Origin of the sequence: Streptomyces sp. NPDC001536 (genome assembly GCF_042894505.1) — a bacterium.
GTDB lineage: Bacteria > Actinomycetota > Actinomycetes > Streptomycetales > Streptomycetaceae > Streptomyces.
Genome location: NZ_JBIAVQ010000007.1, coordinates 132,570 through 145,861 on the forward strand (window position 1 = coordinate 132,570; position 13,292 = coordinate 145,861).

Below are 13,292 nucleotides of genomic sequence, written 5' to 3' on the forward strand. Positions count from 1 at the left end.
GGTTTGCTTCTGCGGCCCACCGCCCGACCAGCCCCCGACGGAGCCCCGTTGAGCCTGCGCGTCATCCCGCTGACCGACCCCGCACCCGGCGCTTCCAGCCGCCGTCTGGCCTGGCTGGCCTCGGCGGCCGACGGAGCACCGGCAGGGTCCGCCTTCCTGCGGCTGTTCACGAAGGCGGGACAGGAGCATCTCGCGGAGCTGGAGATCGCCGTGCACGGCGCCGAACGGCGGCGGGGCATCGGCACCCGGCTGCTGGAGGCCGCCGTGGCCGCGGCGCGGGCCGACGGGCGGCGCTCCGTCGTCGCACAGGCCGAACAGGGCTCCCCCGCTGACGCGTTCCTGTCGGCGCGGGGCTTTCGCCCGGTGCTGTCGCTGACATACGCCAGGCTCGCGCTGGCCGAAGGAGATGCCGCAGCGGTCAAAGAACAGCCTTGCCCAGGCTACGAGTTGACCGAGTGGGACGGCGTCGTGCCGGACGCACTCGCGCGGTCGTACGCCGACTCACGGCGGGCCATGGACGACATGCCGATGGAGGGCACCGACTACGGCACGGTCGTCTGGGACGTGGAGCGGGTGGTCGCCGCGGCCGAGGCGGTCGCCGGGCGCGGTGAACTCCTGCACACCGTCGCCGCGGTGGACACGGCGAGCGGATCGATCGTCGGCTTCTCCGAGCTCGTGGTGCCGGGCGACGGCCGGGGCGACGGACAGCACTACGGTACGGCGGTGCTGCCGGCGCACCGCGGCCGTGGCCTCGCCCGCTGGATGAAGGCGGCGTCCATCCGCCGGGCCCGTGAACGCCACCCGGAACTCGCCGGGTTGCTCACCGACACCGCGGACAGCAACGCGCCCATGCTCGCCGTCAACGATGCCCTCGGCTATCTGCCCACGCACCGGGCCGTGGAGTACCAGCTAGACCTGTGAGGCACGCAGCGCCGCCAGGCCCTCCTGGCTCGACGCGTACACCGGGGTCCACCCCAGCTCCCGTTCCGCCTTGGCGATGGAGACCCGCAGCGACGACGCCACCAGCACATGGGCGTACGACATCGGCCGCATCAGCCACATCGGGACGGTCATCGGCTTCGGCAGACCGAACTCCTCGGCCACGCGGGCGACATGCCCCCGGAACCCCAGAGGGGTGCGGTCCGCGATGTTGTACGCCTGGCCCGGGCGGCCGTGTTCGACGGCGGCGACCATCGCGCGGGCCGCGTCGGTGAGCTCGATCCAGGGCAGGACCCGGCCGTGGTCGGCGGGCAGGGGCAGCTGGCGCTTGCGGAGCATGGGCAGCAGGTTCTCGGTGCCGCCGGGGCCGTAGAAGGCGCCGTAGCGCAGGGCGACGCCCTCCAGGCCCTCGGCCTCGAAGGTCAGCCGCTCCTTGGTGCGCATGCCGGCGAGGTGCCGTTCCAGTTCCGGGTCGGTGCCGCGCGGGCCGAAGGTGTCGTCCTCGGTGACCTCCCGGTCGCCGTGGTCGCCGTAGCCGTAGCCGAAGACCATCGACTCCGACACGAAACGGCGGGCCCCGGCGGCCTGCGCGGCCTCGATCAGATGGGCGGTGCCCTCGGTGCGCAGCGCGTCGGTGGCGTACATGTCGCGGTGGCGCATGGGGGCCTTGCGCAGGGCGGTCGCGGCGTGGATCACCGTGTCGAAGTGGTGTCCGTCGACGGCCTTCAGCAGTCCGTCGCGGTCCATGAGGTCGGCCCGGATGCCGTTGCCCTGGCTCCGGCCGAGCCCGGTGACCTTGTGGCCCGCCTCGGTCAGGGCCTGGGTGATGTGCCGGCCGAGGACTCCGCCGGCGCCGGCTAGGAGGATGCTCTGGTTCGTCGTCATGTCATGGGGACGGATCGAGCGCCCGCGGATGTGACATCCCGGGGGACATGACCTACGTCACGGCGTGTGGAGGTACGGCGTCGTCGTGGTCAGCGGCTCGAAGCCGAGGCGTTCCAGGATGGGGCGGCTGCTGGGCATGGCGTCCACCTGGAGATAGCGGTAGCCGCGCTCCACGGCCTCGCGGGCCCGCACGGCGACCAGGGCGCGGTAGATGCCGCGGCCGCGCCAGGCCTCGACGGTGCCGCCGCCCCACAGACCGGCGAATCTGGTGCCCGGCACGAGCTCCATCCGGGCCGCGCTGACCGGGGTGTCCCCGGCGAGGGCGACGACGGCGACCACGGTGTCCGGGTCGGCGGTGAGCTGGGCGAGCAGCTGGTGACGCAGCCGGGTGCTGTCGGTGCCGAAGGCCGCCTCGTGCACGTCCGCGACGAGGTCGACGCCCGCCCGGTCGGTGACCGGCAGGACACGGATGCCCTCGGGCGGCTCGGCGTCGAGGGTCAGATCGGCGACCTCGCCGATCATCAGGGTCTCCTCGGGCTGCGCGGTGAACCCGGCCGCCCTGAGCCGCTGCCCCAGGTCGACCGGCAGATCGTGCCCGTAGAGCTTCCACTCGAACTCACGTCCGAGCCCGGAGAAGTACGAGATCTGCTCGGCGATCGCCGCGTCCGCGCCGCCCGCATCCAGATCCGACCAGACCACGCCGTTCCAGCCCCGCTCCGAGGAGACCTGGCGGACCACCTTGCCGACCCGCTCGATCCGGGACTCGGGACTGTCCGGCTGCGCGCCTTCACGCATGTCCCGGTCGTACAGGGCGAGTACCGCGACGTGATCCATGGGTTCACTCCAGCACCAGGGAGCCCGTGCGGCAACACGTTTACGGGCCATCACCGGGCCGTACGGGCGCCACGCCTTCGCGCCCGCGCGCGATGGACGTAGGGTGCCTGATCGAAGATCACACCGCCGGAAGGGTCGTACGTCATGGTCGTGAAGGACGCCGAGCTGCCGTATCTGCGCCGCTGTGTGGAGCTGGCCACCGAGGCCCTGGAGGCGGGGGACGAGCCGTTCGGTTCGGTGCTGGTGGGGGCGGACGGCGAGGTGCTCGCCGAGGACCACAACCGGGTGGCGTCCGGGGACCGCACCCGCCACCCCGAGTTCGAGCTGGCCCGCTGGTCCGCGGCCCACATGGCGCCCGAGGCGCGGGCGGCGGCGACCGTCTACACCTCCGGCGAGCACTGTCCGATGTGCGCGGCCGCTCACGCCTGGGTGGGCCTCGGCCGCATCGTCTACGTCGCCTCCTCGGAACAACTGGCCGAATGGCTGGACGAGTGGGAGGTGCCGGCGCCTCCGGTGCGGACCCTGCCCGTGCACGAGGTGGCGCCCGGGGTGACCGTGGAGGGCCCGGTGCCGGCGCTCGCCGAGGAGGTGCACGCGCTGCACCGGCGGTTCCACCGGGGGTGACACCCGCGATCCGGGCCTTCTACCGGCGTATGGCACCGGGCGGGCACGGTACCGCTCGCCGCGGTGACCGACGGGTGGGCTCCGGCGTCCTGACGAGAAGCGGGTCCGCGTGTGATCGGCCGGTGCCGGCGGAGGCCCCACCGGTCGTCGCCCGGTGGGGCCTTCCGTCTCCGCGGGGAGCGGTCAGCGCGCCGACTGCGGGCGGAAGCGGCGGTACAGGGCGGCCCCGCCCAGCACCAGCGCGGCGCTGCCCACGACGGCGGGGAGCGTCTGGTCCGCTCCGGTGTGGGCGAGCGAGGTCACCGGCCGCGCCGGCCCGGGCTCGTCGGCCTTCGGGCCCGGGTGCGCCTTCGGCGGGGCGGCGTCCGGCTTGGGCGTCGGCTTCGCCGGGGGCTGTTCGGGCTGGTCGCCGGGGGTGTTGACGGACTCGTTGCCGGTGGCCGCGTTGCCGATCCCGACCACGCTCACCCCGTTCCCGCTGACGTTCACCGGGAGCTGGACCGGAAGCTGGACGCCGTTGCCGGAGACCACCCCCGGTGAATCCTTTCCGCTGCTCTGTGCGGCGGCGCCCGCGGGTGCCGGGCCGGCCTCGCCGCCCTCGTTCACACAGGTGTTGCCCGTGGCGGGGTTGAGGAGCCCCACCACGTTCACGGTGTTGCCGCAGACGTTCACCGGGACATGCACCGGGAGCTGGATCGTGTTGCCGGACACGACCCCGGGCGAGCCGGCCGCTTCACCGTCCGCCGCGGAGTCGGCGTACGCGGGCATCGCCACAGCCATCGCGCCGGACACGGCGGCGACGGCGATCACACCGTTTCGGGTAACCCGTTTCATAGGTTCCCTGCCTTCCAGAACATGGTTCGCGGGCACTCGCCCGCATGACGTAAAACGCAGGCGAACCATCCGAGTTATGGCTTATCGGCCTTTCACCCCATCGAGCGGCACGGTTGTCGAACTAGTCGTAAAACCGTCGAATGCCCATGGAGTGGCGCAGGATAAGGCACTCCGCGCCGGCCCGCTCGTCCGGAGGCGGCGCTTCCGGGGGCCGCTTATCGTGATCCAGGGCGCTGTTCTCGTGGTCCGCGGCGGGCGCCCCTGGAGGCATCGATGCTGGCCAAGCTGTCCACGCGGCGCTGCGTGGTGACCGGAGCGGTCGCCCTCGCCCTGCTGGGCGCGGGGCTCCCGGCGGCGACCACCCACCGCGACGGGCCCGACCTCTCACGGTTCTACGACCAGAAGGTCAGGTGGTCGAAGTGCGAGGGCATGGAGGCCCCCGAGGATCTCCGGTGCGGCAAGGTCACCGTCCCCCTCAACTACACCGAGCCCGCCTCGGGAACGCTCCAACTGGCCCTGGCCCGCTATCGGGCGACCGGGGAGTCGAGCGGTTCCGTGCTGCTGAACTTCGGCGGTCCCGGTGGCGCCGGGGTGGCTGAACTCGCCGCGAGCGGCGACGAGTTCCTGGGTCTGGCCAAGGGCTACGACGTCGTGTCCTTCGATCCGCGCGGCGTCGGCCGGTCCTCGCCGGTCAGCTGCGGAGACGGCACCGACGCGGCGCTCGCGACGGCGCAGGACGACGACGACCCGCGGGCGCTGCTGCGGCAGTTGAAGCGGGTCGCCGCGGCCTGCGCCGAGCACTCCGGCCCCGTCCTGCCGTACATCGGCACGGTCAACGCCTCCCGCGACATGGACGTGATACGCGCGGTCCTCGGCGACAAGAAGCTCAACTACCTGGGCTTCTCCTACGGAAGCCGGCTCGGCGCGGTCTACGCCGCCCAGTTCCCCGAGAAGGTCGGCCGGCTGGTGCTCGACGGTGTGGACACGCTCACGGAGCCGCTCACCGAGCAGGGCAGGGTGGGTGCGGAGGGTCAGCAGATCGCCCTGGAGGACTTCATCGACTGGTGCACCGAGGACATCGCCTGTCCCTTCGGCCAGGATCCGCGCAAGGCCCGGGAGCAGATCGTCCGGCTCGTCGACTCGCTCGACCAGGATCCGGTGCCGTCCGACTGGGGCTACGACTTCACCGGCCAGGACCTCGTGGGAGCCATCGGACAGGCCCTCTACAGCAGAGAACTGTGGCCCCTGCTGGAGCGGGCCCTCGCCCAGCTCATCGAGGACGGGGACACCCGGGGCATCGAGGCGTTCGCGACGGGCGGGATCACGATCCCCGTCCGTGCGCGCGACGACGGCGATCTCGCCGACGTGGACGAGATCCCGCTGGACAACCTGCCGGCGGCGCTCATGGCGATCAACTGCGCGGACGACCCCGACCGGCCCACCGCCGACGAGATCACCCGCGACCTCGGCCGGCTGCGCGCCGAGTACGAGGACGCCTCCCCCGTCTTCGGCCGCTACCGTCTCACCGAGGTGCTGACGTGCTACGGCCGCCCCAAGGGCACCGACTTCATCCGCGACGAGGTCCGGGACGTCGACACCCCGAAGATGCTCCTCGTGGGCACTCGCGGCGACCCGGCGACGCCGTACCACTGGACCGTGGAGACGGCGAAGCGGCTCGGCGACTCGGCGGTCGTGCTCGACAACAAGGGCGAGGGGCACACCGGATACGCCTCCTCCACGTGCGTGCAGCGCAAGATCGACACCTTCCTCCTGTACGGAACCCTGCCGCCCAGCGGCAGTTCGTGCGGTTCGGAGGAGGACGGCCAGTGACGTCCGTCGCCGTCACCGGGGCAGCCCTCGTCAGCGGCTGCGGACCGGGCGCTGGGCCTCGGGTGAGCCCGTCCGCCGTACGCCGTCGTTGGCCGCGGCAGGCCCAGAGCGCCGACCGGCCGGTCCGGACTTCTTCGCCTGGGCTCACTCTTCCCAGTGCGCGAGGCGGTTCATGGCGTCCGCGGTCCGCCCGAAGCCGTCGTCGCCGAGCAGGGCACGTGCTTCGGCGTTGAAGCGGTCGATCTCGGGCTGGGCCGCCTTCAGGGCCGCCTCGCCGGCTTCCGTCAACTCCAGGACCACGGCCCGGTGTTGACTCGGGTGGGCCTGCCGCAAGAGCAGCCCCGCCGTGGTGAGGCGTCCGACGAGTCCGGTGACGGCGGACTCGCGCAGCCCGAGGGTGTGCGCGAGCCCCTGCTGAGTGATGCCGGGCTCCTCCCGCACGGCGAACAGCGCACCGAGCTGCGCGGTGGTGACACCTGCGGCGGCGAGGCAGCGCCGGTCCAGCGTGGTGCGCAGACGGTGTGCCGCCCGCTGCAACAGGTAGTACAGACGCTGATCCGGCTCGACCATGGGCCGATCTTGACAGACGACATCGAGCCGCGCCACCCTCACTTCACTAGTGAAGTGAGAGGGAGAGGCGGGCCTGACGATGGATCTGGACCTCGCACGGAAGGTCCTCGCGGAACAGCCCTTCAGCACCCTGCTGGGCGCCCGCGTGACGGAGTTCGGGGACGGCGAGGCCACCCTCGAACTGGACATCCGGCAGGACCTGCTCCAGCAGTACGGCTTCGTCCACGGCGGAGTGGTCTCCTACGCGGCCGACAACACACTGACGCTCGCCGCGGCCACCGTGGTGGGGCCGGGCCTGATCACCTCCGGCTTCACCATCGACTACCTGCGCCCGGCGACGGGCGCGATCCTGCGCGCACACGCCCAGGTGGTGCGGGCCGGCCGCACCCGTGTCGTGAGCCGCTGCGACGTGAGCACGGTCGACGCCGACGGACAGCGGACGCTGTGCGCGGTGGCCCAGGGGAACATCGCGGTGATCGACGCGAAGAGCTAGGTCAGAACTCCACCGGGTCCCGCACGATCGGGCACGTCATACAGTGTCCGCCGCCGCGGCCGCGCCCCAACTCGGCGCCCACGATGGTGATGACCTCGATGCCCGCCTTGCGCAGCAGGGTGTTGGTCTGTGTGTTGCGGTCGTAGGTGAACACCACGCCGGGCTCGAGGGCGACCGCGTTGTTGCCGCTGTCCCACTGCTGGCGCTCGGAGGCGTAGACGTCCCCGCCGGTCTTCACGACCCGCAGTCCGGGCAGACCGAGCGCCTTGGCGACGACGTCCACGAAGGGCGTCGAGCCCTCGTCGACGAGTTCGACACCGGGCGCCTTGTCGCTGGGCCGCAGGGAGAAGGTGTGGACGCCGTCCATGATGGTCGGGTAGAGGGTGACCAGGTCGCGGTCGGCGAAGGTGAAGACCGTGTCGAGGTGCATCGCGGAGCGCAGCTTCGGCATGCCGGCGACGATCACGTGCTCGGCCGCGCCGTTCCTGAACAGCGCCTCGGCCACCTGGGTGATGGCCTGGCGCGAGGTGCGCTCGCTCATGCCCATCAGGACGACGCCGTTGCCGACGGGCATGATGTCGCCGCCCTCGAACGTCGCCTGCCCCCAGTCGAGTTCGGGGTCGCCCCACCAGACGGTGGAGCCCGCGAAGTCGGGATGGAAGCTGTAGATCGCCTTCATGAGCAGCGTCTCGTCGTGCCGGGCCGGCCAGTACAGCGGGTTGAGCGTGAGGCCGCCGTAGAGCCAGCACGTGGTGTCGCGGGTGTAGAGGGTGTTGGGCAGCGGGGGCATCAGGTACTCGCGCACACCGGTCGACTCGCGGGCGAGTTCGACGTAGCCGGTGCGGTACTCCTCGGGCAGGTCGGTCGTCGCGAGGCCGCCGATCAGGTACTTGGCCAGGCGCTCCGGTTCGAGGGACTCGAGGAAGGCGCGCGTGGTGTCGACGAGGCCGAGACCGACCTCGTTGGGGACGATCTTCCGGTCCAGGAGCCAGTCCCGGGCGCCGGGGACGTCCATCGTCCGGGCGAGCAGGTCGTGCAACTCGACCACGTCGACGTCGCGTTCGCGCAGCTTGTTGACGAAGTCGGCGTGGTCGCGCTGGGCGTTCTCCACCCACATGACGTCGTCGAAGAGCAGGTCGTCGGAGTTGGTGGGGGTGAGCCTGCGGTGGGCGAGCCCGGGGGCGCAGACCAGCACCTTGCGCAGTCTGCCGACCTCGGAGTGGACACCGTAGGCGGGACGGGAGTCTTGACTGGTCACGGTGGGGCACCTTTCCGGACGACTGGCGGGTCAGAGGCTGATCCAGCCCACGGCCAGCGCGACGATCCCGAGGACCGCGCCGGCGACCGAGACGGCGAGGATGACGTACTCGCGCGGCGAGAACAGCCGTCTGCCCTGATCCCTGCGTGCCATCACGAACAGCACGGTGGCGGGGGCGTAGATGATGAAGGAGACGAGGACGAACTTCAGGCCGGCCGCGTAGATGAGGAACGCGGTGTAGACCGTGGCGAGGGCGGCGATCAGCACCTGCCCCCGTTGCCCGCCCCAGCCGATCTTCACCGCGAAGGCGGCCGCCAGCAGGAACGGGATCAGCGTCAGCGCACTGGTCAGATCGAGGGCGAAGTTGAACGCGTCGTCCGAGAACAGCGTGATGACGAGGAAGATCTGACTGAGCAGCGTGGACATCACCAGGGCGGGCACCGGCACGTCGGCCGGTGTGGCGCGCTTCAGGAACCGCGGCATGTCGTCGTCCTTGGCGGCCACGTACAGCACCTCGGCGGCCATCAGGGTCCAGGCGAGATAGGCGCCGAGGACGGAGACGATCAGGCCGACGCTGACGAAGACCTTGCCCCAGGTGCCGACGGCGTGCTCCAGCACCTCCGCCATGGAGGGCTGGCGCAGTTCGGCGATCTCCGCCATCGGCATCAGTCCGTACGACACGATCGTCACCGACGCGAAGACCGCGAAGACGCTGAGGAAGCCGAGGACCGTGGCCCGGCCGACGTCCGCACGGCGTTTGGCGTGCCGGGAGTAGACGCTGGCGCCCTCCACGCCGAGGAACACGAAGACGGTGGCCAGCATCGTGCCCTTGACCTGGTTGAACAGCGAGCCGGCGTAGTCGGCGCCGGCGAAGTTGTCCGCGAAGACGCTCGGCTCCAGATAGAAGAGCGCGAGGATGACGAAGACGATGATCGGCACGACCTTGGCGACGGTGACGATCCGGTTGATCGCCGCCGCCTCCTTCACGCCTCGGCTGATGAGCGCGAAGAACAGCCACAGCCCCACGGAGGAGAGCACCACGGCGAGCACGGTGTCGCCGTCGCCGAGCGCGGGTGCGACGGCGCCGACCGTCGACATGATCAGCACCCAGTACGTCACGTTGCCGACGCAGGCGCTCGCCCAGTAGCCGAACGCCGAGAAGAAGCCGAGGTATTCGCCGAACCCCGCCTTGGCGTAGGCGTACACGCCCGCGTCGAGGTCGGGTCTGCGCACCGCGAGGTACTGGAAGACGAAGGCCAGCATCAGCATGCCGGTACCGGCCACGGCCCATGCGATCAGGGCACCGGCGACTCCGGTCTCCTGCGCGAACCGGCGGGGCAGGGAGAAGACACCGGCACCCACCATCGAGCCGACCACCATGGTGGTGAGCGTCGGGAGGGAGAGTTTCGCGGCGGGGGGAGCCTGGGTCTGTGTGTCGGCCTGGGTCATGTGCGTCCTACGACGGTGTGGGCACCACCGTCGTGCGCGGCACAGGGCCGTCCCTCGGTGATGCGGAGAACGTCATCCGGCGACTGAAGCGACGCTAGCAGCGAATTGACCTGAATGCCCGACTTGGTTGCCCCTAATGCCCTATCCGGCAATCGGTCCTATCGTGCTGATATGGAGCACGCACTCAGTCCCACGACCCTCACAGAACTGCGGCGACCGCGCCCCTATCCGGCCGTGTCCGTGCTGACACCGACACATCGCCGGGAGCCCGAGAACACCCAGGACCCGGTCCGGCTGCGCAATGTCGTGGCCGAGGCCAAGAAGCAGTTGGAGGCCGATCCCGCGGTCAGCCGGGAGCGGCGCGCCGATGTCGAACGACAACTTGACCAGGCACTCTCCGAGGTCGACCTGGCCCATGCCGAGGACGGTCTGGTGATCTTCGCCGCTCCGGGCGAGCACCAGGTGTGGTCACTGGCCCGGGCCGTACCCGAACGGGTGGTCCTCTCGGACACCTTCCTGACCCGCAATCTCGTCTCCGCGCAGGCCTCCGAGCGGCCGTTCTGGGTGCTCTCGGTCTCCGCCGACCAGGTCACGCTGTGGAACGGCGGCACGGACCGGGTCACCGAGCACCGCGCCGGCGGCTTTCCGCTGACCAGGAGCAGGGAGAACTTCGACGCCGAGCGCCAGGAGCGGATCGGCGATCTGCCGAGCACCTTCCGCGACGAGGGCACCCGTCACTTCCTGCGGGATGCCGACACCGCGATGGGCAGGCTGCTGCGGGAGGATCCGCGGCCGCTCTACATCACGGGTGAGACCGCGGCGCTGTCCGCGCTGGACGAGGTCGGCGCCGCCACCAAGGACGCCGTCCACGTCCCGCACGGCGGTCTCGCGCACGGCACCCCGGACGCGGTGTGGCAGGCCGTACGACCTCTCCAGGAGGCCGAGACCCGCAAGAACACCGCCGCCGTGGCCCGCGAGCTCGAGACGGCACGCGGCCGCCGGGCGTTCGCGGCCGGCGTCGACGAGGTGTGGCAGAGCGCCAGGGAGGGCCGCGTACGTCTGCTGGCCGTCGAGGAGAACTACCGGGTGACCGTCCGTGACGAGGGCGGCGACCATCTGGTCCCCGCCATGAGCGGCGATCTCGACGCCCGCGAGGACATCGTGGACGAGATCGTCGAGCAGTGTCTGGAGACCGGCGCCGACGTCCGCTTCGTACCGGACGGCACGCTGGGCGACGCGAACGGGATCGCGGGGGTTCTGCGGTACTGACGCCAGAGCGCCCTCAGACACTCCCGAAGAGGGCGCTCAGACCGCGGTCCACCTCCGCGCTCACATCCTCCTGCCCGGCCCCGACCACCGCGTACGTCCGCAGCAGGAAACGGCGCAGGACCGAGGTGTCGAACTGGAGCAGGGCCAGCCCGTACGGCGAGTGGAGCTCCACCACCGTACGGTCCCGGCCGCACGGCCACAGGTGCACGTCCCCGCCGCCCGCCGGGCCGCACAGCCCTGCCTCCAGGAGGGACCGGGCGAAGGTCCAGCTGACGACCTCGCCGTCGAGCGCGACCTCGGGCGGGAAGTCGAGGTGCACCGCGAGCGGGTCCTCGGAGGTGTAGCGGAGCGTCGTGGGGACGGGCAGCACCTGCTCGTCGGCGGTGATCAGGCGTCCGTGGGCGGGCTGCTGGAGGCTGGTGTCCATGGTCGGTCTCCACTGCGGTCGGAGGTCGGCCGTATTGCCGATGTCTGTACGACCTCGCAAGTGCCGTTTGCATTACGCCGAAGCCCGCATCAATTGATGTGACCTGCGTCACTCTGTCGGTCCGGCGCCCGAGTCCGCCGAGCCCTCCGCGTGCGAGCCATGGCACGGCCCGAACACGGGGCCGTCGAACACATAGATGAATGCCGACCCGAAGGCCTCGACGGTCCGTCAACTCGCGTACGCTGACTACGACTTGCCCCATCGGGTGACGTACGCCGATCACACGGGGAAACCCCTCCGTGAAGACTGTGGCATATGCCAGAAGCACCACCGTATCGTGTGTTGCCAAATCCCTTACAGGGCGTCGCGGGCTGTGCCACAGTCGTAACGGTCCCTCCGCCAGCCTTGGTCGTATCTCCCCGCATCGGAGCGCGTCATGCCGTCCCATCTCTCTGCGGACCGCCCAGCCGCCCAGCCGCCAGGTGGCGGCTCGGTCGACGCGCTCATATCGCAGACGCGACGGCTCAAGGGCGACGTGGACGCCGTACGACGGGACGCGCAGGACGACGGATCGGACCCGCAGGGACGCTGGCAGCGCGCGCTGTACGACTTGGCACTGCACCAACTCAACGACCTCGACGAGCACTTGGCCCAGCTGCGGGAGGGCCCACCCGCGCCTGCACCGGTCGAGCCGCCGGCCGCCACCCCGACCGCTCCCCGGCGCGACTCCCTGCTCAGCAGGGTCGGCAGCGCGGAGTGGAACCTGCTGACGGACGAGGCCAGTTGGTCCGGCGAGCTCTACCAGATCCTGGGCCGCGACCCGGCCGCTCCCCCGCTCACCCTCGACGAACTGCCGTCCCTGGTGCTCGACGAGGACCGGCCGAAGCTGACGTCGATGGTCACGGACTGCCTCGTCGACGCCAAGCCGATCGACGGGGAGTTCCGTGTCCTGCGCCCGGACGGTGCCGTGCGCACCGTGCACATGATGGGCGAGCCCGTGCTCGACGCCGACGGCAGCACCGCGTCCATGTGGGCCGTGCTGCGGGACGTCAGCGAACTGCGCCGCAGCCAACGGGTGGTGAGCGAGACCCGTGACTCGCTGCAGCACCACCAGCACCGCGCGCAGACCGAGCACCGGCTCGCGGTCGAGCTGCAGGAGGCTGTGCTGCCGCCGTGGCGCGGCTCCCTGCGGCTCCCGCGACGAAGCCCCGAGACCCTGGACCTGGCGGCGCACTATCTGCCGTCCTCGACGAGCGCGTTGATCGGCGGCGACTGGTACGACGCGCTCGAACTCGCCGACGGCGACATGCTGCTCAGCGTCGGCGACCTCACCGGCCACGGCGTCGCCGTGACCTCGGGCATGGCGACCCTGCTGGGTGCCGTGCGCGGCATGGCGATGGCGGGCACCCAGCCGGGACAACTGCTGTCCTGGCTCAACCAGTTACTCGACGCCACCGTGCAACCCGCGCTCGGCAGCGCGATCTGCTGCCGCTACCGGCCCGAGACCCGCACACTCGCCTGGGCGCAGGCCGGACACCCCGCCCCGCTGCTGTTCCGCGACGGGACGGGGCGCAGGCTGAACGCACCGGCCGGCGTCCTGCTCGGCGCGACCTCGGGTGCCTCCTACGAGCAGGCCGAAGAGCCCCTCGAAGCCGGCGACCTGCTCCTGCTGCACACCGACGGGCTGGTGCCCGGGCACGACAGCATGGCGGCCGCGAGTCTGCTCCTCGACCTGGCCCCGCGCTTCGACGAGGCGCGCACCGCACAGGACTGTGTACGGACGGTCGTGGAGGAGTTCGGCGAGACCGAGCGCGAGGACGACGCCTGCGTGCTCATCGCCAAGGTGACGGGCTGAGAATCAACAATCAGGACTGAAGGCG

Annotated in this window: 13 protein-coding genes; 6 read left to right on the forward strand and 7 right to left on the reverse strand. The window is 71.0% G+C overall.

Annotated features, from left to right (window positions below; all coding sequences use genetic code 11):
• Window positions 1-48: 48 nt before the first annotated feature.
• On the forward strand, window positions 49-921 hold the full coding sequence (locus tag ACFY0U_RS20570; RefSeq protein ID WP_388637565.1) for a GNAT family N-acetyltransferase: 873 nt from the start codon (window positions 49-51) through the stop codon (window positions 919-921).
• Here the strand turns inward: ACFY0U_RS20570 and ACFY0U_RS20575 are convergent.
• Window positions 910-1,824, reverse strand: coding sequence for an NAD-dependent epimerase/dehydratase family protein (locus ACFY0U_RS20575; RefSeq protein ID WP_388637568.1), 915 nt, complete (start codon window positions 1,822-1,824; stop codon window positions 910-912). The two genes, ACFY0U_RS20570 and ACFY0U_RS20575, sit on opposite strands and share 12 nt — an antisense overlap.
• 57 nt (window positions 1,825-1,881) lie before the next feature.
• On the reverse strand, window positions 1,882-2,658 hold the full coding sequence (locus tag ACFY0U_RS20580) for a GNAT family N-acetyltransferase (protein ID WP_388637571.1): 777 nt from the start codon (window positions 2,656-2,658) through the stop codon (window positions 1,882-1,884).
• Between the two features lie 144 nt (window positions 2,659-2,802).
• Here ACFY0U_RS20580 and ACFY0U_RS20585 point away from each other — a divergent pair, with 144 nt between their 5' ends.
• A complete protein-coding gene (locus ACFY0U_RS20585; RefSeq protein WP_388637574.1) occupies window positions 2,803-3,282 on the forward strand; it encodes a nucleoside deaminase in 480 nt (159 codons plus the stop codon).
• A gap of 183 nt (window positions 3,283-3,465) precedes the next feature.
• Here the strand turns inward: ACFY0U_RS20585 and ACFY0U_RS20590 are convergent, their stop codons facing one another.
• Entirely contained in the window at window positions 3,466-4,116 is a 651-nt protein-coding gene (locus ACFY0U_RS20590) for a chaplin family protein (protein WP_388637577.1), read from the reverse strand.
• A 273-nt stretch (window positions 4,117-4,389) separates the two neighbouring features.
• Here ACFY0U_RS20590 and ACFY0U_RS20595 point away from each other — a divergent pair, with 273 nt between their 5' ends.
• A complete protein-coding gene (locus ACFY0U_RS20595; RefSeq protein ID WP_388637580.1) occupies window positions 4,390-5,946 on the forward strand; it encodes an alpha/beta hydrolase in 1,557 nt (518 codons plus the stop codon).
• 144 nt (window positions 5,947-6,090) lie between these two features.
• On the opposite strand, the gene ACFY0U_RS20600 is transcribed toward ACFY0U_RS20595, so the two are convergent.
• Complete coding sequence (locus ACFY0U_RS20600; protein WP_388637583.1) at window positions 6,091-6,516, reverse strand: MarR family winged helix-turn-helix transcriptional regulator; 426 nt, start codon at window positions 6,514-6,516, stop codon at window positions 6,091-6,093.
• 79 nt (window positions 6,517-6,595) lie between these two features.
• Between ACFY0U_RS20600 and ACFY0U_RS20605 the strand changes: the two genes are divergently transcribed.
• Complete coding sequence (locus ACFY0U_RS20605) at window positions 6,596-7,009, forward strand: PaaI family thioesterase (RefSeq protein ID WP_388637586.1); 414 nt, start codon at window positions 6,596-6,598, stop codon at window positions 7,007-7,009.
• A gap of 1 nt (window position 7,010) precedes the next feature.
• On the opposite strand, the gene ACFY0U_RS20610 is transcribed toward ACFY0U_RS20605, so the two are convergent.
• Both ACFY0U_RS20610 and ACFY0U_RS20615 read right to left on the reverse strand, forming a co-directional pair.
• Window positions 7,011-8,267 carry an arginine deiminase gene (locus ACFY0U_RS20610; protein ID WP_388637589.1) on the reverse strand — a complete coding sequence of 419 codons (1,257 nt, stop codon included), beginning with the start codon at window positions 8,265-8,267 and terminating at the stop codon, window positions 7,011-7,013.
• 30 nt (window positions 8,268-8,297) lie between these two features.
• The gene (locus ACFY0U_RS20615) at window positions 8,298-9,716 is read right to left on the reverse strand and encodes a basic amino acid/polyamine antiporter (protein ID WP_388637592.1); all 1,419 of its coding nucleotides are present in this window, start codon (window positions 9,714-9,716) and stop codon (window positions 8,298-8,300) included.
• 171 nt (window positions 9,717-9,887) lie between these two features.
• Between ACFY0U_RS20615 and ACFY0U_RS20620 the strand changes: the two genes are divergently transcribed.
• Window positions 9,888-10,985 carry a chemotaxis protein gene (locus tag ACFY0U_RS20620; RefSeq protein WP_388637594.1) on the forward strand — a complete coding sequence of 366 codons (1,098 nt, stop codon included), beginning with the start codon at window positions 9,888-9,890 and terminating at the stop codon, window positions 10,983-10,985.
• Window positions 10,986-10,998: 13 nt separating this feature from the next.
• On the opposite strand, the gene ACFY0U_RS20625 is transcribed toward ACFY0U_RS20620, so the two are convergent.
• Entirely contained in the window at window positions 10,999-11,412 is a 414-nt protein-coding gene (locus ACFY0U_RS20625; RefSeq protein ID WP_388637597.1) for an SsgA family sporulation/cell division regulator, read from the reverse strand.
• Window positions 11,413-11,848: 436 nt separating this feature from the next.
• Here ACFY0U_RS20625 and ACFY0U_RS20630 point away from each other — a divergent pair, with 436 nt between their 5' ends.
• Complete coding sequence (locus tag ACFY0U_RS20630; protein WP_388637600.1) at window positions 11,849-13,267, forward strand: PP2C family protein-serine/threonine phosphatase; 1,419 nt, start codon at window positions 11,849-11,851, stop codon at window positions 13,265-13,267.
• Window positions 13,268-13,292 lie beyond the last annotated feature (25 nt).

What these genes read in the sequence shown, in the direction of transcription:
- ACFY0U_RS20575 (WP_388637568.1), bottom strand. Translation starts at nt 1,824, where the DNA reads ATGACGACGAACCAGAGCATCCTCCTAGCCGGCGCCGGCGGAGTCCTC.
- ACFY0U_RS20580 (WP_388637571.1), bottom strand. Translation starts at nt 2,658, where the DNA reads ATGGATCACGTCGCGGTACTCGCCCTGTACGACCGGGACATGCGTGAA.
- ACFY0U_RS20585 (WP_388637574.1), top strand. Translation starts at nt 2,803, where the DNA reads ATGGTCGTGAAGGACGCCGAGCTGCCGTATCTGCGCCGCTGTGTGGAG.
- ACFY0U_RS20590 (WP_388637577.1), bottom strand. Translation starts at nt 4,116, where the DNA reads ATGAAACGGGTTACCCGAAACGGTGTGATCGCCGTCGCCGCCGTGTCC.
- ACFY0U_RS20595 (WP_388637580.1), top strand. Translation starts at nt 4,390, where the DNA reads ATGCTGGCCAAGCTGTCCACGCGGCGCTGCGTGGTGACCGGAGCGGTC.
- ACFY0U_RS20600 (WP_388637583.1), bottom strand. Translation starts at nt 6,516, where the DNA reads ATGGTCGAGCCGGATCAGCGTCTGTACTACCTGTTGCAGCGGGCGGCA.
- ACFY0U_RS20605 (WP_388637586.1), top strand. Translation starts at nt 6,596, where the DNA reads ATGGATCTGGACCTCGCACGGAAGGTCCTCGCGGAACAGCCCTTCAGC.
- ACFY0U_RS20615 (WP_388637592.1), bottom strand. Translation starts at nt 9,716, where the DNA reads ATGACCCAGGCCGACACACAGACCCAGGCTCCCCCCGCCGCGAAACTC.
- ACFY0U_RS20620 (WP_388637594.1), top strand. Translation starts at nt 9,888, where the DNA reads ATGGAGCACGCACTCAGTCCCACGACCCTCACAGAACTGCGGCGACCG.
- ACFY0U_RS20625 (WP_388637597.1), bottom strand. Translation starts at nt 11,412, where the DNA reads ATGGACACCAGCCTCCAGCAGCCCGCCCACGGACGCCTGATCACCGCC.
- ACFY0U_RS20630 (WP_388637600.1), top strand. Translation starts at nt 11,849, where the DNA reads ATGCCGTCCCATCTCTCTGCGGACCGCCCAGCCGCCCAGCCGCCAGGT.